At 62.6% G+C, this 23460-nt stretch carries 27 protein-coding genes and 2 pseudogenes; 15 read left to right on the plus strand and 14 right to left on the minus strand.

Annotated elements, in window-relative coordinates:
* Window positions 1-239 precede the first annotated feature (239 nt).
* Window positions 240-491 carry a hypothetical protein gene (locus AYK61_RS16180; RefSeq protein WP_121871551.1) on the plus strand — a complete coding sequence of 84 codons (252 nt, stop codon included), beginning with the start codon at window positions 240-242 and terminating at the stop codon, window positions 489-491.
* 29 nt (window positions 492-520) lie between these two features.
* Here AYK61_RS16180 and AYK61_RS16185 read toward each other — a convergent pair whose 3' ends face one another.
* Both AYK61_RS16185 and AYK61_RS16190 read right to left on the minus strand, forming a co-directional pair.
* On the minus strand, window positions 521-1246 hold the full coding sequence (locus AYK61_RS16185; RefSeq protein WP_147458340.1) for an HD domain-containing protein: 726 nt from the start codon (window positions 1244-1246) through the stop codon (window positions 521-523).
* On the minus strand, window positions 1233-1853 hold the full coding sequence (locus tag AYK61_RS16190) for a TetR/AcrR family transcriptional regulator (RefSeq protein WP_121871553.1): 621 nt from the start codon (window positions 1851-1853) through the stop codon (window positions 1233-1235). The genes AYK61_RS16185 and AYK61_RS16190 overlap by 14 nt, the downstream gene beginning before the upstream one ends.
* A gap of 56 nt (window positions 1854-1909) precedes the next feature.
* Between AYK61_RS16190 and AYK61_RS16195 the strand changes: the two genes are divergently transcribed.
* The gene (locus AYK61_RS16195) at window positions 1910-2344 is read left to right on the plus strand and encodes a PaaI family thioesterase (RefSeq protein ID WP_121871554.1); all 435 of its coding nucleotides are present in this window, start codon (window positions 1910-1912) and stop codon (window positions 2342-2344) included.
* Window positions 2345-2384: 40 nt separating this feature from the next.
* Window positions 2385-2843 carry a DUF6194 family protein gene (locus AYK61_RS16200; protein WP_121871555.1) on the plus strand — a complete coding sequence of 153 codons (459 nt, stop codon included), beginning with the start codon at window positions 2385-2387 and terminating at the stop codon, window positions 2841-2843.
* On the opposite strand, the gene AYK61_RS16205 is transcribed toward AYK61_RS16200, so the two are convergent.
* Together AYK61_RS16205 and AYK61_RS16210 are read right to left on the minus strand one after the other, a co-directional pair.
* Complete coding sequence (locus AYK61_RS16205; RefSeq protein ID WP_121871556.1) at window positions 2844-3743, minus strand: transketolase family protein; 900 nt, start codon at window positions 3741-3743, stop codon at window positions 2844-2846.
* Window positions 3743-4423 carry a thiamine pyrophosphate-dependent enzyme gene (locus AYK61_RS16210; protein ID WP_121871557.1) on the minus strand — a complete coding sequence of 227 codons (681 nt, stop codon included), beginning with the start codon at window positions 4421-4423 and terminating at the stop codon, window positions 3743-3745. The genes AYK61_RS16205 and AYK61_RS16210 overlap by 1 nt, the downstream gene beginning before the upstream one ends.
* Window positions 4424-4513: 90 nt before the next feature.
* On the opposite strand from AYK61_RS16210, the gene AYK61_RS16215 reads away from it, so the two are divergent.
* The 8 genes from AYK61_RS16215 to AYK61_RS16250 all read left to right on the plus strand — a co-directional run bounded on the left by AYK61_RS16215 (window position 4514) and on the right by AYK61_RS16250 (window position 9959).
* The gene (locus AYK61_RS16215; protein WP_121871558.1) at window positions 4514-4885 is read left to right on the plus strand and encodes a VOC family protein; all 372 of its coding nucleotides are present in this window, start codon (window positions 4514-4516) and stop codon (window positions 4883-4885) included.
* A 17-nt stretch (window positions 4886-4902) separates the two neighbouring features.
* Window positions 4903-5226, plus strand: a complete 324-nt coding sequence (locus AYK61_RS16220; protein WP_121871559.1) for a hypothetical protein — start codon at window positions 4903-4905, stop codon at window positions 5224-5226.
* Window position 5227: 1 nt separating this feature from the next.
* Window positions 5228-5737 (plus strand): putative immunity protein, encoded by a 510-nt coding sequence (locus tag AYK61_RS16225; protein WP_397485071.1) that lies wholly within the window; start codon window positions 5228-5230, stop codon window positions 5735-5737.
* A 39-nt stretch (window positions 5738-5776) separates the two neighbouring features.
* Window positions 5777-6112, plus strand: a complete 336-nt coding sequence (locus AYK61_RS16230; RefSeq protein WP_121871561.1) for a hypothetical protein — start codon at window positions 5777-5779, stop codon at window positions 6110-6112.
* Window positions 6113-6126: 14 nt separating this feature from the next.
* Window positions 6127-6600, plus strand: a complete 474-nt coding sequence (locus tag AYK61_RS16235) for an N-acetyltransferase (RefSeq protein WP_121871562.1) — start codon at window positions 6127-6129, stop codon at window positions 6598-6600.
* A 23-nt stretch (window positions 6601-6623) separates the two neighbouring features.
* The gene (locus AYK61_RS16240; RefSeq protein WP_121871563.1) at window positions 6624-7382 is read left to right on the plus strand and encodes a class I SAM-dependent methyltransferase; all 759 of its coding nucleotides are present in this window, start codon (window positions 6624-6626) and stop codon (window positions 7380-7382) included.
* Window positions 7383-7474: 92 nt separating this feature from the next.
* A complete protein-coding gene (locus AYK61_RS16245) occupies window positions 7475-7759 on the plus strand; it encodes a DUF1490 family protein (RefSeq protein ID WP_068049254.1) in 285 nt (94 codons plus the stop codon).
* Window positions 7760-7778: 19 nt separating this feature from the next.
* Window positions 7779-9959: a cation-translocating P-type ATPase gene (locus tag AYK61_RS16250; protein ID WP_121871564.1), complete on the plus strand. Its 2181-nt coding sequence runs from the start codon at window positions 7779-7781 to the stop codon at window positions 9957-9959.
* 13 nt (window positions 9960-9972) lie between these two features.
* Here AYK61_RS16250 and AYK61_RS16255 read toward each other — a convergent pair whose 3' ends face one another.
* Window positions 9973-11190, minus strand: a complete 1218-nt coding sequence (locus tag AYK61_RS16255) for an MFS transporter (RefSeq protein WP_121871565.1) — start codon at window positions 11188-11190, stop codon at window positions 9973-9975.
* Window positions 11191-11303: 113 nt separating this feature from the next.
* On the opposite strand from AYK61_RS16255, the gene AYK61_RS16260 reads away from it, so the two are divergent.
* The 3 genes from AYK61_RS16260 to AYK61_RS16270 are packed head-to-tail and all read left to right on the plus strand — an operon-like array spanning window position 11304 to window position 13225.
* Entirely contained in the window at window positions 11304-11711 is a 408-nt protein-coding gene (locus AYK61_RS16260) for a helix-turn-helix domain-containing protein (protein WP_121871566.1), read from the plus strand.
* A gap of 55 nt (window positions 11712-11766) precedes the next feature.
* Window positions 11767-12252, plus strand: a complete 486-nt coding sequence (locus tag AYK61_RS16265) for a MerR family transcriptional regulator (RefSeq protein WP_121871567.1) — start codon at window positions 11767-11769, stop codon at window positions 12250-12252.
* Entirely contained in the window at window positions 12233-13225 is a 993-nt protein-coding gene (locus tag AYK61_RS16270) for an aldo/keto reductase (RefSeq protein ID WP_121871568.1), read from the plus strand. The genes AYK61_RS16265 and AYK61_RS16270 overlap by 20 nt, the downstream gene beginning before the upstream one ends.
* A gap of 226 nt (window positions 13226-13451) precedes the next feature.
* Here AYK61_RS16270 and AYK61_RS16280 read toward each other — a convergent pair whose 3' ends face one another.
* From AYK61_RS16280 to rpsF, 9 genes and pseudogenes are all read right to left on the minus strand, one after another.
* Window positions 13452-13709, minus strand: a complete 258-nt coding sequence (locus tag AYK61_RS16280; protein ID WP_094611446.1) for a DUF3297 family protein — start codon at window positions 13707-13709, stop codon at window positions 13452-13454.
* Window positions 13710-13785: 76 nt separating this feature from the next.
* Window positions 13786-13975 (minus strand): annotated as a pseudogene (locus AYK61_RS16285) (DnaB-like helicase C-terminal domain-containing protein); the annotation flags it as partial.
* 195 nt (window positions 13976-14170) lie between these two features.
* Window positions 14171-14989 carry a DUF3800 domain-containing protein gene (locus AYK61_RS16290; protein WP_121871570.1) on the minus strand — a complete coding sequence of 273 codons (819 nt, stop codon included), beginning with the start codon at window positions 14987-14989 and terminating at the stop codon, window positions 14171-14173.
* Window positions 14990-15022: 33 nt separating this feature from the next.
* Window positions 15023-17197 carry a replicative DNA helicase gene (gene dnaB / locus AYK61_RS16295; protein WP_259468093.1) on the minus strand — a complete coding sequence of 725 codons (2175 nt, stop codon included), beginning with the start codon at window positions 17195-17197 and terminating at the stop codon, window positions 15023-15025.
* 521 nt (window positions 17198-17718) lie between these two features.
* Window positions 17719-19997: pseudogene (locus tag AYK61_RS16300) on the minus strand (SulP family inorganic anion transporter).
* A 233-nt stretch (window positions 19998-20230) separates the two neighbouring features.
* Window positions 20231-20686 (minus strand): 50S ribosomal protein L9, encoded by a 456-nt coding sequence (gene rplI / locus AYK61_RS16305; protein WP_032378698.1) that lies wholly within the window; start codon window positions 20684-20686, stop codon window positions 20231-20233.
* A gap of 15 nt (window positions 20687-20701) precedes the next feature.
* Window positions 20702-20944, minus strand: coding sequence for a 30S ribosomal protein S18 (rpsR, locus tag AYK61_RS16310; RefSeq protein WP_032396926.1), 243 nt, complete (start codon window positions 20942-20944; stop codon window positions 20702-20704).
* 42 nt (window positions 20945-20986) lie between these two features.
* Window positions 20987-21538: a single-stranded DNA-binding protein gene (locus tag AYK61_RS16315; RefSeq protein WP_032378699.1), complete on the minus strand. Its 552-nt coding sequence runs from the start codon at window positions 21536-21538 to the stop codon at window positions 20987-20989.
* Between the two features lie 57 nt (window positions 21539-21595).
* A complete protein-coding gene (rpsF, locus tag AYK61_RS16320; protein ID WP_008711385.1) occupies window positions 21596-21883 on the minus strand; it encodes a 30S ribosomal protein S6 in 288 nt (95 codons plus the stop codon).
* 161 nt (window positions 21884-22044) lie between these two features.
* On the opposite strand from rpsF, the gene AYK61_RS16330 reads away from it, so the two are divergent.
* Entirely contained in the window at window positions 22045-23427 is a 1383-nt protein-coding gene (locus tag AYK61_RS16330) for a DUF2029 domain-containing protein (RefSeq protein WP_121871571.1), read from the plus strand.
* The last annotated feature ends 33 nt before the right edge of the window (window positions 23428-23460 follow it).

Raw genomic sequence — 23460 nt, forward strand, 5'->3', positions numbered from 1 at the left:
CATTACGAATCAGCGGGCCGCGCCACATCGGTCTGCGTGAGTATCTCGTCGTACATCGGTGGATGTACGTCCGGCTGCTGCGGCCACAGTCGCCGTTGAGTCGAATGAATAACAGTAGCCTTTGGGGCACAGCGTCTTCGGCCCTGGATGATCATCCGCCCAAGGGATACTCGACGCGCGATCACTGTGTCACCATCGCTGAGACGGACAGCCCGTCAAGTACTTTCGTTGGAGGATTTGTGTCGAGCAAGAGTGGAATTCGCAAGAACCTGGTTCGTCGTTCGGTTGCAGCTACGACAGTGAACGTGCACGATCAGATCGAAGTGTTCTACCAGGACGCCCTGATCCACAACACCGGCTACGTGGGTGGCAGCACCGGCGTCGGGTCCGTTGTGGTCTCGATTCCTGCGGGTACCGCTACCGCTGTCCTGGTCCGCGTCACCGGACCGGTCGGCACAGTCTGGACCTACACCGTGAGCTGCCCGGCCTGACGGGCTGTCACCAGTCCGTCGCGGAACAGCTACTTCGATGATGTGACCATTCGCTCCAGGGGATTCACCTTTATCGCCGGATACATTCCTGCGCGCCACAACGTCGCCGCCGTCGACCGCGGTCGCATTCTCGATTCGATCTTCATCCTGCATGCGAAGTCTGCGGCGAAACTTTCACGCGTATAGCGGGATTCGATCACATCGATGCAGTGCGGATCGAGTTCACGAATCCGACGGCCACTGACGTCCAGGTATGCGGCATCGTTCAACAGGGCAGCTTCCGGTCCCTCTGGCCTCGCTGTGTCCATGTGCCTGGCTATTGCCTCGTGGACGATCTGTGCCGTTCGGTCGTCGCCTTCGTATCTACGGACGAACTTCTCGGCTCGATCAGCACCGATCAACGCAAAGCATCCGACCGCGATGTCCGGTTCGCCGCCGAGCGCGAGGTCGTGCAACAGGCACGACACGTAGAGCGCCTCCGGATCCGGACACACGTCGTCCACGGCCGCAAACGCCGACGCGTACTGCCAACATCGCTGACTGTGCAGCAACATGGGCTCACTCAGACACTCCCTCGCCTCCTCGAGTGCGTCCCGGCACAACCGTGAATCCGGTACATCGACAATCGACCACACCGTGCTCGACGATCCCCTACGGGGACCGAGCAGCGTACCGGGCAGCATCGACAGTTGCTGCCGCAGTGCATATCCCACGGTCCGTACGCGGTCTCCGGCACCGAGTTCACCGGGTCGCATCGGATACTCCATTCAAGTGACGGAGCATATCGGCCCGCGTGATGGCGAGCATCGCGTCGAGCATCGGTTGGTCGACGATGCGTCGTTGCCGCAGTGACACAGCACCGTTCATCGCTGCCCAGGCGTTCAAGACCAGAGCGCGAGGGTCGACGTCGGACCCTGCGTCCGTCACTGCGTGCGTCACCGAATCGATGAGCCCACCGAGCGCCCTGTCGATCTTGGCCTTGGCCGCGCTGACCGTTTCGGACTCGGACTTGTCCACGTCGGTCAACCCCAGCAGTCGCAGCGCCAGCGGACTACCGCGATGGAATGCGATGTATCGATCGAGGAACTCGGCGACCACACGGACGGGGTCGACCGCGTCGACGGGTGCAGACATTTGCTCGACATGGGCCAGCGCCGTTCGCCACGCCAGTGCCGCATAGACGTCGACCTTGCCTGCGCCGAAGTTGGCGTAGATCGAGCTCACTGCCACATCTGCTGTTGCAGCGAGCATCTCGATCGTCGTTCCGCGATAACCGTGCTCGAGGAAGAGCGTCTGACCGGCGTCGAGCACAGCGTTGTGCGTTCGACGCTTCCGCTTGTCGGTGGGGGTTTCCAAGACCATGAACTTATCGTACTCTGATTCCGATATCGGAATCCAATTACGATAGAGGGGTAGCGATGACAACCAACGAAGTACAGGCACCGGCCAGCGGAAGCGCGGCCATGGCCATGTTTCTTCCGCAATCACCGTTCGTGCAGCAATTGGGAATCGAGCTCATCGACATCGACGAGGGCACAGCTCGACTGCGGCTGCCGTATCGCGACGAGCTGTCCACCGTCGGCCAGATGCTGCACGGTGGCGTGATCGCCGGCTGCATCGATATCGGGATCATGACCGCCGCATGGGCCGGATCCGCAGTCCCCGAGAAACTTCGGGGCGTCACGGTCTCCATGTCCGTTCAGTTCATGGAGCCGGTATATGCCGAAGGGATCGATATCGTCGGCACTCGGATGCACGCCGGCCGGAGCCTCAAGACGTGTCGAGTCGACATCATCGGGACCGAATCCGGCCGCCTCGTCGCGACCGGAACCGGTACGTACAAAGTCGGCTGAACACTGCGACAGATGCTGCCGACCGTGTGACGATCGGTGCATGACACTCGACGACATCGTGAATCTGGTCGGCAGCTTCGAGGGCACGGTGACGCAACGGCCTCGAGAAGGAGACGGAACTCCCGAGCTCGCGTGGGGCGACGCGTTCTTCTACTACTCGCCCGACGGCACGATCCCGACAATTCAGCCGTTTGCCACGATCGTGACCAAGAACTACCCGGGCGACGAATTGTCCCAGCTGGACAGAACGGATGCGTTCCGCGTCAATATCGTTGCAGGAAAACAAGAATTCGAGAGGATCCTGGGAGTGCCGCCCCGCGAGGCGGCCAACGCACCCCAGGCCGACGTCGACGACGTCCTCGCTGCCCACCCTCAGTACGGCACCGCAGGCTGGCTGTCGGTGGTCAACCCGTCTTCGCAGACCGAGACACATATTCGGGAACTACTCGACTCCGCGTACCACGTCGCCAGGAGCAGGTACGAGCGCCGCCAGAGCTGATCATCCGAAGAAGTCGCTCATCGATCGGGACAGCCCATCGACATCCAACCCGTTGGCCCGATCGTGTTCGGCCACCGTGCCGTACTTGCGACGCTCTCCTGGTTCGACCCCGACTCCCGACACTCGATGACGCACATCGGCCAAGGCCCGATCGACCTGCAGCACTGACGTTCCCGCGAGATAGGGCTCGACGATCATGACGTCCGGCTCAGTCAACGTCGCCCGCAGCGTTCGACTGTCGAACGGCCTGATCGTCGACGCATGGAGCACCGTCACGTCGCGCCCCGAGGCTGCGGCCAGAACCCGGTCCGTCATCGGTCCGACGGAGATCACCGTTCCCGAATTACCCTGCTGCAGAACGGTGAACGTCCCATCGGGCCGACCGTGCGGACGTTCGTTGCACACCCCGTCGAGCCTGATATAGACGCAATCGTCGGTTGCCGTCGCGCTGTGCAGCATCCAGTCGACCTCGTCCACGTGCCCGGGAACGTGGACCGTCCACCCGCTCAGGGTGTCGAGGAGTGCGACATCTCGCTGACCGAAGTGGGTCTCGCCGCCCTGCGGCCACCCGTAGGACCCGCCCGAGCTCACCAGGATTGCGCCGACACCCTGGTGCCCCAGGTCGAGCTTCACCTGCTCGAACGGTCGCTCGATCAGGAACGGCGGGAAGGTGTGCACGATCGGACGCATTCCGGCCAGGGCCAAGCCACCGGCGACACCGATCATGGCCTGCTCTCGAATCCCGACGTTGATCACCCGCGATCGAACATCGGCGGTGAGGTGCGGTTCGACATATCCGACTCCGATTTGCGCCAGCACCAACGCCGTTCGCTCGTTCCGCGCCAACAGTGCGGGCACCAGACGGTAGAAGTGCTCGCGTTGGTCCAGCGTTGCGCTCATCAGCTCTCCTTCCTTTCGACATGAGCGACCACCACGTGCGGCCGATCCGCATGATCGAGGCGAAACGCGCGCCTGAGAGCACTGTGATCTCGACCGTCGATGTCGGATGTGGACCATCCTTCGACTGTGAACCGCGACGCGATGCCCCCGGGCCAACCCAGGCCGGCCGAGTCGTTGTCGATCACCACTGCGGTCAGATTGCCCAGATTCGATCGCGCAGCGAATTGAATGGCTTCCATATTGCTGCCCTCGTCGAGCTCGGCGTCGCCGATCAGCACGAAGACTCGGGCGATGCTCCTCTGAATCCGCAGGGCAACAGCAGTTCCGGCGGCCAGCGCTAGACCGTGTCCGAGCGATCCCGATCCGATGTCGGCCCCGGGAACCAACGTGCGATCCGGATGATTGCCCAGCGGAGAGTCGTAGCTGCCGAAAGACGCAAGCTCGTTCGGCGTCAAGAATCCCCGTGCCGCAAGCACTGCGTAGTACGCCATCGGGCCGTGACCCTTGGAGAGGTAGAACCGGTCGCGTTCGGGGTCGTCGGGATTCTCCGCGTCGAGCCGAAGAATGTCGGAATACAACACCCACAACACATCGAGTGTCGAAGTGGCACTGGTGCTGTGCTTTTCATCGCCAGTCATCAGTGTCATGAGTCGCGGCAACTCGTCGAAAGTCATTTGCATGACCCCACCTTGCAACCTCGAGTGCACTCGAGGTCAAGAGCCCTGCGAGGGAGGTGATGTGGGTGTCACCACCGACAGTATTGTCATGGCATGCCGCGAAACCACCTCGCTATAGCGGGGACGTCCATCGACTGCGCCGATCCGGCGCAACTCGCGCACTTCTATCTGGCGCTTCTCGGCGGCGAGTTGTTGTGGGAGAGCTCCGAGAGCGTTGGGTTTCGCACACAATCCGGCCTTTCCATCGTTGCGCAGAAAGTTGCGAATTACGTCCCTCCGGTCTGGCCATCGACTTCGATCGTGCACTTCGACATGGATGCGAGTGGCGACCTTGCCGGATCCGTCGCCTACGCAGTCGAATGCGGTGCCAGGGAGGCAGCAGAGCAGCCGGACCCCCGATGGCGAGTTCTCCTCGACCCCGCCGGCCACCCCTTCTGCATCACCACAGAGGTGTACGACGGTTGACGGGGTAATAGCCTGAGATGGTGCGCAATCTCGTCGTCGTCCTGCTGCTGTTTGGATTCGTCGTCGGATTGGCTCCGTTGGGCTGGTATCTGATCGGCGAAATGACCACCAACACGAGTGGCGTCGTGTACTCGGGTGGCTACGAGCCCTTGGAGGGCGTATCGATGAGCAGCGAAGCAATGGAACGCTTCGACCGAGCATTCGATCGCAGGTCGCAAGGACCATCCACTCAGTGGTTGTACGTACTGCCCGCAGTGTCTGCAGCGACCGGCGCGCTGATTGGGGCAATACTGGGCAAGTTGGGATTTGTGCTCACCCGTATCAGAACCCGAGAGGGTTGAGTTGCCCGAGCCCGCTGAAGTAGCGCTGAGTCAAGAGGACATTCAAAGCGTGGTCGGCTTCGCCGCTACCTGCGCCCGACGGGCATTGCCCTTTTTCGAGGCAGCACATCCAGGTGATCTTCGTCCGCGTTCGGCGATCGACAGTGCCGCGTCGTTCGCCGAGACCGGCCACCGGACGGCGGAGTTACGCAGGCTCGCCTGGGACGCGCACAAGGCTGCCCGCGAGGTGCCGGCTTCCGCAGCGACAGACGCCGCACTGTCCGCAATGCACGCGGCCGGTGCTGCCTTTCTCCATCCGCTGTACAGCCCCCATCAGGTCAAACACATTCTCGGATCTGCAGTGCATCTGATGCTCACGGAATCCAATGCTGTTGCAGAGCAGATCGAATGGATCGAGGCAGAGGCCGACGCGACCGTGCGTTCGGTCCTACGCCGGTTTCCGCCACCGATCGCCGGGCGTACGAAGTTCGGCGTGCTCATGGTTCGACTCGATACCGAATTGCGTCGTTGACGCATTGTCTCGACCGAGCGTCGGTGACACCATGGGAACATGAACGACCGTCAACGTCGGTGGACTCGATATCTGCTCGGCATCTGGCTGGCCTTGGTCGTGTTCTCGACGATTGCCGACATCGTGACCGAACCATCGTTGTGGAACTGGACGAAGCTGGCGGTGTTGGCGATAGCCGCCCCGTGGCTCTGGCACCGACACGGCCGGGCCTGGCTGATGCCCCACAAGATCGAACCCGAAGCTGTACCCGTCGAGGATGTCGAAGCGGTGGTCGCAGAATCCGGCAGAACTGTCCACGCCATCAAAGCGTTGCGAGAGATGCATCCCGGTCTCGGTCTGCTCGATGCGAAGAATCTCGTTCAACCGGAACACTGACGGAGGAGAAGGCGATGACATCAGTCAGCGGTACACGTGCCGTGCAGGATCGCGCTGGATTCACCGAGGCCGCAACCCTGTTGATCGACTTCAATCGCGAGTACGACTACCCGGTGCCCGAGTCAGATTGGCTTGCAGCACATCTCGAAACTCTGGTGAAATCCGGCGACACCAGCGTGCTGACGTTCTGGACTCCCGCCATCGGTGTGGCCGTTCTTCGATTCAGGGCCGGCACTCTGAGTGCGGATATCGAGGCCTACCTCGCCGAGTTCTACGTCCAGCCCGGGCTACGCGGGAAGGGCTACGGCACAACCTTTCTCGACGACGTCATCGAGCACGCACGCGGCAAGGGTGCCACCTACATGGACCTCAACACCTCTGAGGACGACGAGGCGGCGCGACACGTGTACGAAAAGCGTGGCTTCGACTGCCACGAAGGCCGTGGCGAGGGACCCAAAGCTCTGTATTACGAACTCGAGCTGAACTGACGCGCACGATGTAGCCTGGCTATATGGTTAGCCGAGATAACAGCTCGACGTCGTTCGGGACCGTCGCCGACGTGTACGAATCTGCTCGCCCCGAATACCCGTCGGCCGCGGTCGCGTGGTTGCTGGAACCCGTACTCGAGTCCCGCGGGCGTCCTCTCGTCGCCGACGTCGGCGCCGGGACCGGCAAGCTCACCCGCATCATCGCCGCCGCCGCCGGGTGCGATGCCGTCGCGGTCGATCCTGATCCCGCCATGCTCGACGCCCTGCGCGTTGCAGTTCCCGGAGTTCCGGCCCACGTCGGCACCGCCGAGTCCCTGCCGCTAGAGGATGAGAGCGTCGATGCCGTTCTGCTCGGACAGGCCTGGCACTGGGTCGAGCCAGTGGCCGCGTCACGCGAGATCGGCCGGGTTCTCCGACCGGGCGGCACCCTGGGACTGATCTGGAACATTCGTGACGAGTCGCAATCGTGGGTTCGGCGACTGAACTCGGTGGTCTCGCGCGGTGGAGCGCTGACCATGTTCGACGACGGTCCACCGCCGATCGCAGAACCGTTCCGTCGGCTCGACGAGGAGCGGTGGACGTGGTCGCGCACGGTGAGTCGGTCCCAGCTCACCGACCTGGTTCGGTCGCGCAGTTTCTACATCACCGCGTCCGCCGATGAGCGCAACCGCATCGATCGGGATCTCACCGCGCTGTTCGACGAATTGGGTCTGAAGGGATCGACGACGATCGAGCTGCCCTACGTGACCAGAGCGTTCCGCACCACGATGCCGATCCGATGACACTTCTCGCGACCCCGGAAGTCGCCACAGCCGAACAAAACGAATACGATTCCCAATAAGTGGGTACAGGTTCGATTTCGAGGAGCTACAACATGGCGTTTCCGATCATCGTCGCGAAGGCAGTATCGACGGTCGTAACAGGCGCAGTCGGCGTCGCCGCGTACAACGGTGCCAAGAAGCTGTACGACAAGGCTCCCGTCCGCAAGGCTGCGGTATCGGCAACCGAGCTCGGTCTCCGCGCCGCGCGAAAGGCCGAAATCCACGCCGAATCAGCACGTTTGGCTGTGTCCGATGTTGTTGCGGAGGCGCGCGACCGGCTCGGCGAAGAAGTGCCGCCACCCTCGGCGACCGAAGTCGGCCACGGCCACTCGCACTGATCACGGCAGACGGCCGAACATGACGACGCTCGTCGAAGACACCATCGACACGGCTCCCGACCGCGCGGATGGCATCGAGATCCTGTCCGATGCCGCCGGCCGCATGCGGCTTCGCGTCGACTGGCTGCGGTCGAGTCCGGGTCGCGCGGTCGCCGTCGAAGATCATGTCGACAAGATTCGCGGCGTTCGAGCCGTCCACGCGTACCCCCGCACCGCATCGGTGGTGGTCTGGTACTCCCGATCGCGGATCGACCGGGCCGAGCTGTTCGAGGCGCTGAACGCGGGTCGTACGACCGACTGGGCATTGGTACCCGTCCGTAGCCCACGGTCTGCGGACGTCACCAGCGGCGATGTCCTACGCATGACCATCGGCGGGGCGGCGCTGGTCCTGCTCGGCTTCCGTCGCTACGCCTTCCGACGACCACCCATCCTCGGCCCCACGAGTCGCGTCGTGGCCACCGGAGCCACCATCTTCACCGGCTATCCGTTTCTGAAGGGAGCGCTGCGTTCGCTGGCCGGAAACCGGACCGCCGGCACCGACGCGCTCGTCAGCGCCGCCACTGTGGCAAGCCTCGTACTCCGCGAGAATGTCGTTGCCCTGACAGTGCTGTGGCTGCTCAACATCGGCGAATACCTGCAGGAGCTGACGCTCAAGCGCACTCGTCGCGCAATCTCCGATCTCCTGACCGGTACGCAGGACACCGCATGGATTCGGCTTCCCGACGGTTCCGAGATCTCCGTCGACGTAGATCGGCTGGAGATCGGCGACGACGTCGTCGTGCACGATCACGTGGGAGTTCCTGTGGACGGCATCGTCGTCGACGGTGATGCAGTGGTCGATCAATCCGCAATCACCGGCGAGACCCTCCCCGTCTCGATCGTGACCGGAGACCGGATTCACGCCGGATCCGTTGTCGTCCGTGGACGCATAGTCATCCGCGCGTCTGCGGTAGGCCGCGATACGACGATCGGCCGCATCATCTCTCGCGTAGAGGAGGCACAGGAAGATCGCGCTCCGATTCAGACTGTGGGAGAGAACTTCTCACGACGCTTCGTACCCGCGTCGTTCATCCTGTCGGGCCTCACCCTCCTGGTCACCCGGGATGTCCGACGAGCGATGACCATGCTGCTCGTCGCGTGCCCGTGTGCGGTGGGTCTGTCGACTCCGACGGCCATCAGCGCTGCCATCGGAAACGGTGCTCGCCGAGGGATTCTCATCAAGGGTGGGTCTCATCTGGAACAAGCAGGCAGGGTCGATGCCTTCGTGTTCGACAAGACCGGAACCCTCACCGTCGGACGCCCCGTCGTCACCAATGTCGTGTCTTTCCAGGACGACTGGGAGCCGGAGCAGGTTCTGGCGTATGCCGCGAGTTCCGAGATCCACTCTCGGCATCCCCTTGCCGAGGCCGTGATTCGCAGCACCGAAGAACGCCACATCGTAATTCCTCCGCACGAGGAGTGCGAAGTGCTCGTCGGCCTCGGCATGCGAACAGTCGCAGACGGTCGGACTCTGCTGCTGGGCAGTCCTTCGCTGCTGCGCGGCGAGAGCGTGGACGTGTCCGAGTATGCAGCCGATTGGGTTTCGCGACTTCAGCGTCAAGCCGAGACACCGTTGCTGCTGGCAGTGGACGGAGTGTTGGTCGGATTGATCAGCCTGCGTGACGAGGTCCGGTCGAATGCTCTGGAAGTCTTGAATGCGCTTCGCGCCGACGGTGTGGAACGGATCGTCATGCTCACCGGAGATCACCCAGAGACCGCCGCGGCCGTCGCCGCCGAACTGGGCATCGCCGAATGGCGAGCCGAGGTGATGCCCGATGACAAACTCGAAGCCGTCCGCAAGCTCCAAGAAGAGGGGTATGTCGTCGCGATGGTCGGAGACGGCACCAACGACGCTCCCGCGCTCGCCGTCGCAGATATCGGAATCGCAATGGGGTTGGCGGGCACCGATGTTGCCGTCGAAACAGCCGATGTCGCTCTCGCCAGCGACGACTTGACACGGTTGCTCGACGTTCGCGATCTCGGTCGACACTCGGTATCGGTCATCCGGCAGAACTACGGAATGTCCATCGCAGTGAACGCACTGGGCCTCGTGGTAAGCGCCGGTGGAGCACTGTCGCCGGTGCTCGCCGCGATTCTGCACAACGCGTCCTCGGTTGCAGTTGTCGGCAACAGCTCGCGACTGATCCGATACCGAATCTGATCGACACCGCCAGTCACGATGTTTCGCGCTGCAGCGCAACGCTGTTCGATAGGAGATTGAGCAGGACCACAGACGCGGCGGCCGCGCAGAGAATTGCACCGAGAACTACCGGTCCTGTGACTCCGAACCGTTCGATCGCCAGACCGCCCGCAGCAGCACCGACGGCAATCGACAGATTGAACACCATGACGTACAACGACGTGGCCTGCTCTTTCGCACCGGACGCCACTCTGAACACTGCGGTCTGCAAGACCACGGGAAGCGCCGAGTACGACAGACCCCATAGCACGACGAGCACAACGGTCGCCCACACACCCGCAGTCGGTAGGGCCGATACGGCGAGCGTGATCGCGAGAAGAACCAGGAACACGAGTTGGACCACCCCGAGTGGCGACTCGCGCGCCGCGGCCGCACCGCCGACGAAGTTGCCCAGCACACCGGCGATCCCGAACGCCAGCAACAGGGCACCGACTGACGGTATCGGAATTGCACTGTGCTGCAGGAGAAGTGGGGCTACATACGTATAGGCGGCATAGTGGCCGACCACAACCAGCGCCGTCACCCCGAGCACCGTGCGCAATCCAGGCCACCGATGAAAAGTGGACAACACGGAGCCCGAACGACTGGACATCTGCGGTGGCAACGCAGAAACCGATGCGAATACCGCACACGCTGCTCCGGCACTCAGAACGGCCAATCCGACGAAAGGCGCACTCCAGCCCCACCTCTCGCCCATGGCGGTTCCAATCGGCAGTCCCAGAACGAGCGCAGCAGCAATACCGGACAGGACTATCGCAGTAGCCCTCTCCGCGAATTGTGGAGACACCGACCTGACGGCAACGGTGGCCGCGATCGACCACATCAATCCGTGTGCGAAGCCCATCAGTACCCGAACCCCGATGAGCTGCCAGTAGGAATCGACGAGGACCGTTGCGGTGTTGCCCAGGACAAAGATTCCCAGTATCGAGAGCACCAGCACCCGCCGATCCACGGTCTTGGTCCACGAGGTGACGGCCGGAGCGGTAAGACCCGCGGCGAGTCCGAATGCTGTGACCGTCAGTCCAGCGAGCCCGGTGGTGACACCGAACTCCGAACTGATGGCCGGTAGTAGCCCGACGGGCACCATTTCCGTTGCTGTGACGGCGAACACCGCGACCGACATTGCCCAGACACCCGCCCACTGGCGGTGGGATGTCGGCAGGGCATCTTCGGGCAACGTGGTGTCGGGCATCGGGCTCCTATCGGTCCAGCGGATCACGTGCTGACAGCATCATCGAAGAAGTATCCAGTAGGAAGTAGGTACCTTGAAGTGCCTATCCGAGACCCAGGCGAAGGGGCACAACAGTGATCGAACACGACGACGCAGGCGCGACAGTCGGCACCGCCGAACACGACGCCTTTCTGGTGACATGCAGCAGCCGCCAGCTGCTGGCACGGCTGGCCGACAAATGGGTCACGCTCGTGCTGTGTGCGCTGATGAACGGGCCGATGAGACATTCGGCGCTGGCACGACGAGTATCGGGCGTCACGCAAAAAATGCTGACTCAAACTCTGCGCAATCTCGAGCGCGACGGACTGGTGACCCGAACGGTGACACCGACCGTTCCGCTGACCGTGGAATACGAACTGACAGAACTCGGTCGCTCGTTGGTCGGAGTGTTTCTCCAGCTCAAGGACTGGGCGGATTTGAACATGGACGAGGTCGCCCTCGCTCGAGAGAAGTACGACTCGATCCACCGGACGAGTGTGTGATCGTGGCCGATTTCGGCTTGCGTTGGAGTGCACTCGAAGACGTAGCGTCTCGTCCATGACCGCAGCACCGCATTCACCGGCCGCGACCGACACCGAGGACGTGAGTATCGGAATTGCCGAGATGGCCGAGTCCTCGGGACTGACGCAGGACACGCTGCGTTGGTACGAGCGGGAGGGCCTGATACCCGAGATCCCTCGCACGGCGATGGGTAGACGCGCATTCAGCCCGCGACTGGTCGCACTCGTGAAACTTCTGGTTCGTCTGCGGACGACTGGGATGCCCACAGCCGATATGCGCAGATTCGTGATTCTGGTGAATTCGGGTGCGTCCACTCATCAGGAACGTATCGACATTCTGACCGCGCATCGGGCACGCGTCGACGAGAAGCAACGTCGTCTCGCCGAAGCACGGTCTGCGCTGGAAACGAAGATCTCGCACTACGAGGACCTGATCGCACGGGGTCTCGACTGCGAGGGTCTCGCGGTCGTCCACCCATCACCCAACGAGCACAGGAGCATTCATGTCGATTCCCACTCGTAACGTCCCGGCACTCGGACGCAATGTCGGCGCCATCGGCCTCGGCTGCATGGGTATCAGCTGGGCCTACACCGGTGCCGATACCTCCTCGGACACTGCCGGTGCACCGATCCTGGAGCACGCCCTCGCGTCGGGGATCGACTTCTTCGACACCAGCGACGCCTACGCTGCCGGACACAACGAGAGGGTCGTCGGCCGCGCTCTGGCCGGGACGGATGCCGTGATCGCCACGAAAGCCGGGTTGATCGGCAACGTCGACGGCGGAGCGCCTGTTCTGACCCGAAACGGTACGCCGAAGCACCTAGCGCAGGCCTGCGACTCGAGCTTGCGGAATCTCGGTGTGGACACCATCGATCTGTACTACCTCCACCGCGTGGACGACCAGGTGCCGATCAAGGACTCCTGGGGAGCCCTGTCCGAATTGGTGGCGGCGGGCAAGGTGCGCGCCCTGGGACTCAGCGAGGTCACCGTCGAGCAAGCACGGGTGGCCCACAGTATTCATCCGGTCTCTGCGGTGCAGTCCGAACTATCCCTGTGGACTCGAAACCCATTGGGACAGGGCACTACACACGACGGTGAACCTGCGGGAAACATGGTGCAGTGGACGGGTGAGAACGACGCGGTGTTCGTGCCGTTCTCGCCGTTGGGTCGAGGGTTTCTCACCGGTTCACTCGACACCTCAACGCTTCCAGCGACCGACATGCGGTTGGCACTTCCCCGATTCTCCGGAGCTGCGGCCGAGCAGAACCGATCGATCGTCGAGGTGGTGTCCGCAGTTGCATCGAGGCACGACTCCACCCCTGCCGCTGTGGCATTGGCGTGGGTACTCGCCCAGGGTCCCCATGTGATCCCCATCCCCGGCACCACCAACATCGGACACTTCGACGCCAACCTTGCGGCACTCGAGCTTCAGCTCACCGCCCAGGATCTCACCGCGCTCGACGATGCACCCACGGCAGTCGGGGCCCGATACTGACATGACGCGAACGGCATTGCTGGAGATCGACTTTCAGCCATGGATCATCGAGCTCGGGCATGATCTCGGCGCACTGGCTCGCGCCGGGTCGGTCCGTGTTCACTTGGCTACCGCGTAACGGTGCACTCCGCTGCGTGCGCAGGATCGACCGAAGACGAGCATCAGCTAGCCCTCGAATCCATAGCGGCAGCCGGTGCCACTGTCGACCAGACCCCGGCGAAGTCCGCTATTTCGCGTCGCGGAAGTACGGTTCGACAGTGCCCTTGAGCTTGACGAGCATGGGATTGCCGTACCGATCCTTCGCGGTAGGGACTTCGACTCGCACCCAACCCTCGGTCACGTTGTATTCGCGAACACTGGTCTTCTCGACGCCGTTGAAGCGAATACCAACGTCCCGGCGAAGAACCTCTTCGTTGTAGAAGGGGCTCCGCGGATCGATCGCGAGGTGATTCGGTGGAACGTCTGTGTTCTGATCCTCTGGCATGGAATTCTTTCGTCGAATGCTGCGTCAGGTGCTCGGTTGATTCACAGAGAGAATACGCGACCCAGCGCTGTCGGCCTTAACCCCGCGCCATGTCCACGAATCTGGACAGGTGAAGCTGGTGCGCCACAGTGATTGTCGCGGTCGAGTGCGTCGGGTCGGTGCAGCAGAATCACCATGTCGGCGTCCTGCTCCAGTGAACCGGACTCACGGAGGTCGGACACGATCGGCTGTTTGTCGGTTCGCTGCTCCGGACCACGGTTGAGCTGACGCGAGAAGATCGAGCGGTAAGCCTTGCATGTCGCAGACGTAGCACGTTGAACTGCACCCCGGGGTCCGGTGCTCCTGCGTCCTCACTGCTTGACTATGTTGTCCCCGGCATGGTGTCCTGAACTTGCTAGCTGAGCCGGCCGCATGGCCGAGGTAGGTTAGCCGTCAGGGGGCCTCCGCAAGGAGGCCCCTCTTCATTTCGGCGGAAACAAGTAGATTCCGTCGCCTCGCTGCGAGACCTTGTCGACATGAATCGGCGCAAGCAGGTCCCACATCTCGTCGTTGCAAATCTTCGCCGTTCGCCCGTTGCGGGGGAGAACTTTCACGGAAGCAGCGTAGGCAACCAGGTCCGCAAGCTGTATGAAATAGGACTGCTGCGAGTCTCTGGGTACAGAATCCTCGACGATGTGGCGCGCATTGACGCGGTCGCCTACTGCGGACCATGTGATGCGTCGGAACCGGCGAACCAGCTTTCGCACCTCGTCGTTCTGACCGATGTCGTGGACGATCACTATCGGAACGCCGCTCGAATCACTGCGCTTACGTAGTCGTTCCAGTAGATACGTCCACGACCTATCGAAGACGTCGAGATCACGCTTCTGTAAGAGGTCCTTGCGAATCGAGATTGCGAAGACTCCGGATGACACGGTGATCAGAGATTTCAGATGCCGCTGGTACAGGTCGCGCATTTGCCCATCACCCAGGCCGAGATCGCGGTAGACCTTCTTCACCCCGACAATATGGTTCGCCTTCGCTTCCTGTCTCATCGGAATTCGGTACAGATCGCGCACAGCCCGTCGCATTTCGATGATGTGGTCCAGCCTTGTCGTCCAATCGTCAGCTGGAATCAAGACACATCCGAGCGTGAATGTCGTTGAACCGCCAGCGCCCATGCCGGTATCACCGGACTCGTCGATGTACGCGAACTCCAAACGCGGTCCGACAACCTGATCCGAAAGTGGCGTCAAGGCAGTCGAATCACGGTCGGACAAGCAGCAACGACCGGAGCCCACGCATGAACGCGCTCAGCCCACGGAAACATCAACCTAGCCCCGCGCCATGTCCACGAATCTGGACAGGTGAAGCTGGTGCGCCACAGTGATTGTCGCGGTCGGGCCGTTACGGTGCTTGCCGAGGATCAGGTCGGCCTCGCCGCCGCGGGGGTCGTCACGCTCGATTGCGTCGGGGCGGTGCAGCAGAATCACCATGTCGGCGTCCTGCTCCAGTGAGCCGGACTCACGGAGGTCCGAGACCATCGGCTTCTTGTCGGTTCGCTGCTCCGGACCACGGTTGAGCTGGCACACCGCGACCACCGGGCATTCGAGTTCCTTGGCCAACAGCTTGAGCTGACGGGAGAAGTCCGAGACCTCCTGCTGACGAGATTCGACCTTCTTGCCCGAGGACATCAGCTGAAGGTAGTCCACCACAATGAGTTTGAGTCCGTTGCGCTGCTTGAGGCGACGGGCCTTGGCGCGGATCTCCATCATCGTCAGGTTCGGAGAATCGTCGACGAACAACGGCGCTTCGCTGATCTCGCTCATACGCCGGGCCAGCTTGGTCCAGTCGTCGTCGGTCATCTTTCCCGAACGCATGTCGCCGAGCTTGATCTTCGCCTCGGCGGACAACAGTCGCATGACGATCTCGGTGCGACTCATTTCCAGAGAAAAAATGACACTGGGCATGCCGTGCTTGATCGAGCACGAACGCATGAAATCCATTGACAGCGTGGAGTTATGGGTAGGAATCATCGACTCGCTGGCGAGATACAGGTGCTCCGAGTTGTCGACCTCCACACAGCGAACTGGAACCGAATCGACCCGGCGAACGTCGACGATGAACCGCGAACCCGATCGCAAAGTGGATCCCGCAGCGCGACGTTCTTTGTGCAGCAACTGTTTACGCGCCACACCGAATACAACCTCGTCCGTCACGACCGACGAACCTGTCCACACGAGACCGAGCCCCACAACCAACTCGCTCAGGCCGCCGAACGGACCAACATCGATGGAGCCATCCGATGCAATCGAACCCGCAGTGTCGAGAATGCCAGCAAGCAGCTCTCGTCGTTGCCGCTCCGAGGCGCGCAGGTAGAGCTGCGGGACTGCATCGAACTCAGCCTCCACACGCGCTGCGATACCGGCGTCCGCTCCCGACAGTCCACCACCGAGCGCTACGCCCGCAACATAGGGCGGTACGGGGAGGTCGGCAGCCGGTAGCCGAATGGCCGCAGAGTTCCGAACAGAATGGTCGCCTGTCGCGAGAATGTGCTCGGTAGTGCATACAGCCGAGACACGCTCACGCTCGGTCAACCACTGATGCTCTGCATCGGCCACAATGACTGTGCCGTCGGAGAATTCGACTTCGTAGCACGGCCGATCGAGCATGACGTCCGTGGCCGCCACGACCCTGGTCGGCATGCCATGGGCGTCGATGAGGTGATCTCCCACCGCCACCTCGCCCATAGTGGTCCAGCCGTCGGGCGTCGGAAGCGGCGTGTCGAGGGCGAGCGCCTTACCCACACCAGGTCTGGCCGCCACGATGATCATCTGACCAGGGTGAAGGCCGTTGGTGATTTCGTCGAGTTCGGCGAATCCTGTTGGTACACCCAGGGATATGCCGCCCCGGCTGGCGATGGAGTCGATTTCGTCCATCGTGGGCTGCAGCAGCTCCTCGAGGGGGAGGAAGTCCTCGGAGGTGCGGCGTTCGGTGACCTCGTACACCTCGGCCTGCGCGCGGTCGACCACCTCGGCGACGTCCTGACCGTCCGCTCCGGCGTAACCGAACTGCACGATGCGAGTACCGGCCTGCACGAGCCGGCGCAGAATCGACTTCTCCGCGACGATCTCGGCGTAGTACCCGGCATTGGCTGCCGTCGGCGTCGTCTGGGTGAGGGTGATCAGGTACGGGGGGCCGCCGATGCGCTTGAGCTCACCGCGACGATCCAGCTCGGCCGAGACGGTCACCGGGTCGGCAGGCTCACCGCGGCTGTAGAGGTCGAGGATGGCGTCGTACACGTTCTGGTGGGCCGGTCGATAGAAGTCACCCGGCCGAAGCACCTCGAGCACGTCGGCGATGGCGTCCTTGCTCAGCAGCATGCCGCCCAGTACGGACTGCTCTGCGGCCATGTCCTGTGGGGGCTGGCGACCGAAATCCTCGCCGGGTCCCTCGCTGGACGAGGGGCCGGAGTAGTCGGACTGTCCTCGATCGTCCACAACTGCCACGCGAACCGGCCGTCCTCTCCCCATTGTCGTCGGCACCGTCGAATATCACCCGGCGGTGCTGTGTAGCAAGTTCTACCCCCGGGCACCGACAAGCTTTTTCGGCACCGGATTCGCACTGTCCCGTCGCCGCTGCACGGCATCGAGAGAGACGCTGCACGGACGTTAAGCGCTATCGGCAGGAGTCACAACATGGCCTGGGGACGAATCTGTGCATGAAATGTGGATGGTGTTGAACAACCGTGTTGACCGTCTGGGGATAACCTGGGTATAACTTTCCGAGTTTCGGCCTTTTCACCAGGTCAGAGGGTGTACATAAAGTTTTCTTCCTGTGCATCGATTCTGGATCGGCGTGTCGGCCGAATTGACAGCTCGGGCGTGTTGAGTAAATACCAGGTGAACCCGAGGGTGAACTAGGTCACAACGGCTGGGATGACTCACAGAAACAGACCAGGTTCCCGTTTAAGCGCGAGGGGCCCGATTCCAGGCTTGGAATCGGACCCCTCGACACTGCCGACGAAAGCTCAGCCGCCGATCTCCTGCGGGCACTTCGCCGGGTCCAGCACAGTGACCTCCCTGGTGCCGATCTGAAGCACTCGTGCCGTGGGAATGTCGAAGAACAGTCCGGTGATTCGCAGCCGTCCCTCGGCGTTGGCTCGGCCTACGACGCGGTGACGAGTGAGCGTCTGCAACTGCACCGCCACGTTCACCATCGCGAGTTGATCCGCCTCACCGAAGCCGAGCTCCGCCGCCTGACGACCCACCACATGCCCGCTGCGGTACGCGTCGAGGCTTGCCATCCCGTACCCCAACCACTCCGCGACAGACGCGTCCGCGGCGTTCTCCGGCCCGCTCAGGACCGCCTTCATGGCACCGCAGCCAGAGTGTCCGCACACCACCACCGAGGAGGTGCCCAACTGATCGACTCCGAACGCGAGCGCCGCCTCCACCGAACAATCCTGCCCCTGAGCGGGAACGAGGTTGCCCATGTTTCGGACGGTGAACAGATCTCCTGGACCGCTGCTGGTGATCGTGTTCGGCATGACCCGCGAATCCACACAGCACAGAAAGAGTGTGTCCGGATCCTGGTTGTCGGTCAGGCCCTCGAGGTGCGGACGAATGTTGGGGGCGTGCGTGCGGTGATACTCGGCAACACCGCTCAGCACCGCTCGCAGGGCGACAGGCGAATCCTCCTGCGCAACATCGTTCTTGAGCTGCCACGCCCGCCACGGTGCCAACGAGCTGCGTACCGTCGCGGATCCGCGCTTCGGCGGACCCTCGGCAGCAGCCGCCATCGAGGCGGTGCCCACCTCTTCGACCTTCACTGTGCCGCCGCCGAGTTCGTGCTGACGCATCCACTCGTTCAGGGCGTCGTGCACGGCGTGATCGAGGAAGTCCACGCCCAGATGCACGGTGACGGCGGTGCCTGCGGGGACGGTGGACAGCACGTGCGTCAATCGAGGGAGCGCAAGGAAGCTCAGCGAACCCTCGGTGGTGACGCGCCAGGTGCCGTCGACCGCTTCCTCGGCCCTGACCTTGGCCCACACCACTCGACGCAACACGAGGATGATCGACAGTGCCAAACCGATCAACACACCCTCGAGCAGGTTCAGCACCACCACTCCGACGACCGTGACCGCGTAGACCGCGATGTCTCCGGTCTTGTTGGCAATCTTGATGTCCGCCAGCTTGATCAGCTGTACACCGATCATCACCAGCAGCCCGGCCAGAGCGGCGAACGGAACCAGTTCGACGATCGAGATGAACAGCACCGAGAAGATCAGAATCCACACGCCGTGCAGAATCGCCGATGCACGAGACTTTGCCCCGACCTGACATTGGTGGCACTGCGCACGATCACGCCGGTGATCGGCAGACCGCCGATGGCACCGGAGGCCATGTTGCCTGCACCCTGAGCCATCAATTCACGGTCGAAGTTGGTGCGCTCACCGCTGTGCATCTTGTCGACGGCCACCGCGGAAAGCAGACTCTCGACACTCGCGATCAACGCGATCGTGATGACGCCGGTCGCGAAGGCACTCCACTGGCCGTCGGGCATGACGGGCAGGCTCAGGGACTCGATCAGGTTGCCGGGCAATTCGATTCGCTCGACATCGAGGGAGAAGAAGATCGAGACCGCGGTGGCGGTGACCACTGCGACCAGAGCAGCCGGCACCTTGGTGACCTTGGCCAGCACGCCGGACAACTCACCCAACCGTGGCCAGGCGAACATCAGCACGACCACGATTCCGCCGACGACGATCGACGGCCACTGGCCGTTCGCGACGGACGTGGGGATGGCCAGGACGTTCTGAACCGCGGAACTTTCGGACTCACCGCCGAGGAGAACGTGAATCTGTTGCAGCGCAATGGTGATACCGATTCCGGCGAGCATCGCATGCACCACGACGGGTGAGATGGCCAGCGCGCTGCGCGCAATCCGGCTCATTCCCAGCAGAACCTGCACGGCACCCGCCAGGACCGTGATGGCGCAGGTTACGCCCCAACCGAATTGATTGACCAACTCGGCGACCACGACGGTCAGGCCTGCAGCCGGGCCGCTGACCTGCAGCGGTGAGCCGCCGAGGATCCCGGCGAGGATTCCGCCGACCACCGCGGCGATGAGACCGGCCATGATCGGCGCACCCGACGCGACGGCGATACCGATCGAAAGTGGCACTGCAACAAGAAAAACGACCAACGAGGCCGGTACGTCGTATTTCAGGATCGACCCGACGCGAGACTGCGGCTCGGGTCGGGCCTCGGGACTGGGGTCGGAATCAGGTTCCACGGTCGTGGTCACGGCAGCGTTCCTCCGGGCGTCTAGGCGTCAGGTCGGGTGGATGAAGTTGGTGATGATGTTCGATGTCGCCCCGCCCAAAGAATACGCAAAGCTTTGCTCACGAACGTCCGAGGAGAGATGCTTCACAAATCGGAACCCATTGCGACAGTTGATCTTTGTGATAAGACACGAAAAAGCCCCACGAACCGAGGTTCGTGAGGCTTTGTTCGACCGAAACGGGCCGAAAGCTGAAATCAGCTTCCGACGACCTCCAGCTTGAACTTGGCGGTCACGTCGGGGTGCAGGTTCACGACGATGTCGTGCTTGCCCGTGCTCTTGACGTGAGCCTTCGGCAGATCGATGCTGCGCTTGTCGACGACCGGGCCACCGGCAGCCTTGAGAGCAGAAGCGACGTCCGACGCGGTGACCGAGCCGAACAGCTTGCCCGAGTCGCCCGCGGTCTTCACGGACAGCGTGACGGCCTCGAGGCCTTCGATGGCCTGCTTGAGCTCGTTGGCGTGCTCGAGGCCGCGGACGGCACGAGCTTCCTGAGCGCGGCGGATGCCGTCGACCTGCTTCTGAGCTCCACGGGTGGCCTGGATGGCCAATCCGCGGGGCAGCAGGAAGTTACGGCCGTAGCCGTCCTTGACCTCTACGGTGTCGCCAGGCGCACCGAGGTTGTCCACATCAGCGGTGAGGATCAGTTTCATACCAATCGCCCCTTTCTATCGAGCCGTCGCGGCGTAAGGCAGCAGTGCTACCTCACGCGAGTTCTTCACGGCAACGGCCACGTCACGCTGATGCTGGACGCAGTTGCCGGTGACACGGCGAGCACGGATCTTTCCGCGATCGCTGACGTACTTACGCAGCAACGTCGTGTCCTTGTAATCGATCGACGTGTTCTTTTCCTTGCAGAAGGAACACGCTTTCTTCTTGAGCACCTTGTCGCGCAATGGCGGTTTGGGCATGGGTCTTTCTCCGTTACATCTGGTTGTTCTCGATCGAAGGATCTAGAACGGTGGCTCTTCGTCTCCGCCACGTCCGCCGAAGGAGCCCGACGCCGCCGGGGCACTGCCCCAGGGATCGTCTCCACCGGAACCGGAGTTGGACGAGGAGTTCGAGCGGCCGCCGCTCGATCCGCCGGAGGAACCGGAGCCGGAGCCGGAGTTGAAGCCGCCTCCCCCGCCACCTCCACCGCGATTGGCCTTGTTGACCTTTGCGGTGGCGTAGCGGAGTGAAGGTCCGATCTCGTCTACTTCGAGCTCGACGACTGTCCGCTTCTCACCTTCACGCGTCTCGTACGAGCGCTGCCGCAGCCGTCCGCTCACGATCACTCGCGAGCCTCGGGTCAAGCTCTCGGCAACGTTCTCCGCTGCCTCGCGCCAGATGTTGCAGCGCATGAAGAGCGCGTCGCCGTCTTTCCACTCGTTCGTCTGACGATCGAATGTGCGCGGGGTGGATGCAACCGTGAAGTTGGCAACCGCCGCACCGGCGGGGGTGAATCGAAGTTCTGGATCAGCCGTCAAGTTTCCGATGACGGTGATGACGGTCTCGCCTGCCATGGTTCCTCTTTCAGTAGTAAGCGTTGTAGATGCCAGCCTAGAGGCGGGCAACGACAATTACTTGCCCTGTCGCAGGACCTTCGTGCGCAGAACGGACTCGTTGAGTCCGAGCTGACGATCCAGCTCGCTGACGGTGGCAGGCTCGGCGTTGAGGTTCACAACGGCGTAGATGCCCTCGGCATGCTTGAGGATTTCGTAGGCCAGACGACGCTTGCCCCACACATCGACCTTGTCGACGGTGCCGCCATCCTTGCGAACGACGTTGAGGAACGTATCGAGCGACGGAGCGACAGTGCGCTCGTCCAGATTGGGGTCGAGAATGACCATCAATTCGTAATGACGCATAAGACCTCATCACCTCCTGTGGACTAGTGAAAACGGCCACGGACTATCCGTGGCAGGAGGGTCGTTGCGTCAGCAACCCCTCGAAGATACACGACAGGGCCCTGACCTGCTAATTCGCGTCGGGCGCACGGTCCGGCGTTCGCGCGTCATAGTCTTGCACCATGCGATCCGGGGTCCGCGCCAATCCGATGACGGTCGTCGTGGTCGTCGCGATGGCTGCGGTGGGATTGATTCTGGGATATCTCAACAAGGCCCGATGCGCGGTCGCGCCGTTCGACGCGTCCGGTCGCAGCACGGTGTTCGACGCCATCAAGGATTCCTCGGTCTGCTACTCCGACATCCAATTCCTGTGGCTCGGCCGAGACATCGACAATCACATCTTTCCCTACATCCACGGAGCCATCACCAGCGACGGGATCCTCACCGGCGGGACGGTGGAGTACCCCGTCCTCAGTGGGTTGCTGATGTGGCTCGGAGCCATTCCAGCCCACACCGATGCACAGTTCCTGTTGACCTCGGCGTTGATTCTCGCGCCGTTCGGTCTGCTCACCGCCTGGATGCTCGGCCGCATGGCCGGCTGGTCCGCCTTGCTGTGGTCGATCGGCCCGCCACTGGTGATGTACGCCTTCCACAACTGGGAGCTACCCGTCGTGGCCGCCGCCGTCGGCGCGATCTTCGTCATGACGCTGCCGATGCCGCTGCGGCGCAAAGCGATTCTCGCGTCGGTGCTGCTGGCCGTCGGCTTCTGCCTCAAGCTCTATCCGGGAGCATTCGTGTTGCCCCTGATCGCGTACGTGGTCACCGGCGGCATCGACGGGCGCGAGTCCGCAGACACCATCCGAGGTCGCTGGGACATCCGCGGCGGCCTGATGGTTGCCGGCGCGGCGATCGGCACGGTCGTCGCTGTGAACCTGCCGTTCGCAGTGCTCGGCTACGAGGGGTGGCGTGCATCCTTCACGTTCCAGTCGCTGCGGCAGGCAGACCTGACGACCAACTCCATCTGGTACTGGGGACTGCGCCACTTCTACATCGGCGACCAGATGACTCCCGATGCCTACGCGGAGGCCGAGGCGTCCTTCCAGGATGTGGTCGACGTCGCGTCGCCGCTGCTGGTGTTCGCCGCGTTCGCTCTCGCGCTGTGGCTCGGCTGGCGTCGCGCAAAGGTGCTCGGAACGTACCCGTGGGTCGCGGTGAGCGGATCGATGCTGTGCGGATTCATGCTGCTGCACAAGGTGCACTCGCCGCAGTACACGCTGTGGCTGCTGCCCTTCCTGGTGCTGCTTCGGGTCCCGTGGGGACTCGTCGCCGCATACCTGGTCGTCGATCTGTCGATGGGAATCGGCGTCTTCAAGTACTTCGCCGCGTTGGCCTCGGGTGCCGACGCCAACGACGAGGAGTTCTTCGTTCTCGTCGGGGTGTGGGGACGAGCTCTGCTGCTGGTCGTGCTGTTCGTGTTGTTCGTCAGGTCCGAGGCGCGAGTGCCGGCCCGACGCGCATCTGCGTCGAACCCCGAGAAGCCGAGAACCCTGGTACAAAACAGGTAACACGGTACGCAACGGGTGGGGGCGGGGATATGG

Origin of the sequence: Rhodococcus sp. SBT000017 (genome assembly GCF_003688915.1) — a bacterium.
In the GTDB taxonomy this organism is placed as follows: Bacteria; Actinomycetota; Actinomycetes; order Mycobacteriales; family Mycobacteriaceae; genus Rhodococcoides.

Excerpts from the sequence above, each read along its gene's own strand:
- AYK61_RS16185 (WP_147458340.1), bottom strand. The coding sequence starts at position 1,246 with ATGCGACCCGGTGAACTCGGTGCCGGAGACCGCGTACGGACCGTGGGA.
- AYK61_RS16190 (WP_121871553.1), bottom strand. The coding sequence starts at position 1,853 with ATGGTCTTGGAAACCCCCACCGACAAGCGGAAGCGTCGAACGCACAAC.
- AYK61_RS16195 (WP_121871554.1), top strand. The coding sequence starts at position 1,910 with ATGACAACCAACGAAGTACAGGCACCGGCCAGCGGAAGCGCGGCCATG.
- AYK61_RS16200 (WP_121871555.1), top strand. The coding sequence starts at position 2,385 with ATGACACTCGACGACATCGTGAATCTGGTCGGCAGCTTCGAGGGCACG.
- AYK61_RS16205 (WP_121871556.1), bottom strand. The coding sequence starts at position 3,743 with ATGAGCGCAACGCTGGACCAACGCGAGCACTTCTACCGTCTGGTGCCC.
- AYK61_RS16210 (WP_121871557.1), bottom strand. The coding sequence starts at position 4,423 with ATGCAAATGACTTTCGACGAGTTGCCGCGACTCATGACACTGATGACT.
- AYK61_RS16215 (WP_121871558.1), top strand. The coding sequence starts at position 4,514 with ATGCCGCGAAACCACCTCGCTATAGCGGGGACGTCCATCGACTGCGCC.
- AYK61_RS16220 (WP_121871559.1), top strand. The coding sequence starts at position 4,903 with ATGGTGCGCAATCTCGTCGTCGTCCTGCTGCTGTTTGGATTCGTCGTC.
- AYK61_RS16230 (WP_121871561.1), top strand. The coding sequence starts at position 5,777 with ATGAACGACCGTCAACGTCGGTGGACTCGATATCTGCTCGGCATCTGG.
- AYK61_RS16235 (WP_121871562.1), top strand. The coding sequence starts at position 6,127 with ATGACATCAGTCAGCGGTACACGTGCCGTGCAGGATCGCGCTGGATTC.
- AYK61_RS16240 (WP_121871563.1), top strand. The coding sequence starts at position 6,624 with ATGGTTAGCCGAGATAACAGCTCGACGTCGTTCGGGACCGTCGCCGAC.
- AYK61_RS16245 (WP_068049254.1), top strand. The coding sequence starts at position 7,475 with ATGGCGTTTCCGATCATCGTCGCGAAGGCAGTATCGACGGTCGTAACA.
- AYK61_RS16250 (WP_121871564.1), top strand. The coding sequence starts at position 7,779 with ATGACGACGCTCGTCGAAGACACCATCGACACGGCTCCCGACCGCGCG.
- AYK61_RS16255 (WP_121871565.1), bottom strand. The coding sequence starts at position 11,190 with ATGCCCGACACCACGTTGCCCGAAGATGCCCTGCCGACATCCCACCGC.
- AYK61_RS16265 (WP_121871567.1), top strand. The coding sequence starts at position 11,767 with ATGACCGCAGCACCGCATTCACCGGCCGCGACCGACACCGAGGACGTG.
- AYK61_RS16270 (WP_121871568.1), top strand. The coding sequence starts at position 12,233 with ATGTCGATTCCCACTCGTAACGTCCCGGCACTCGGACGCAATGTCGGC.
- AYK61_RS16280 (WP_094611446.1), bottom strand. The coding sequence starts at position 13,709 with ATGCCAGAGGATCAGAACACAGACGTTCCACCGAATCACCTCGCGATC.
- rplI (WP_032378698.1), bottom strand. The coding sequence starts at position 20,686 with ATGAAACTGATCCTCACCGCTGATGTGGACAACCTCGGTGCGCCTGGC.
- rpsR (WP_032396926.1), bottom strand. The coding sequence starts at position 20,944 with ATGCCCAAACCGCCATTGCGCGACAAGGTGCTCAAGAAGAAAGCGTGT.
- AYK61_RS16315 (WP_032378699.1), bottom strand. The coding sequence starts at position 21,538 with ATGGCAGGCGAGACCGTCATCACCGTCATCGGAAACTTGACGGCTGAT.
- rpsF (WP_008711385.1), bottom strand. The coding sequence starts at position 21,883 with ATGCGTCATTACGAATTGATGGTCATTCTCGACCCCAATCTGGACGAG.
- AYK61_RS16330 (WP_121871571.1), top strand. The coding sequence starts at position 22,045 with ATGCGATCCGGGGTCCGCGCCAATCCGATGACGGTCGTCGTGGTCGTC.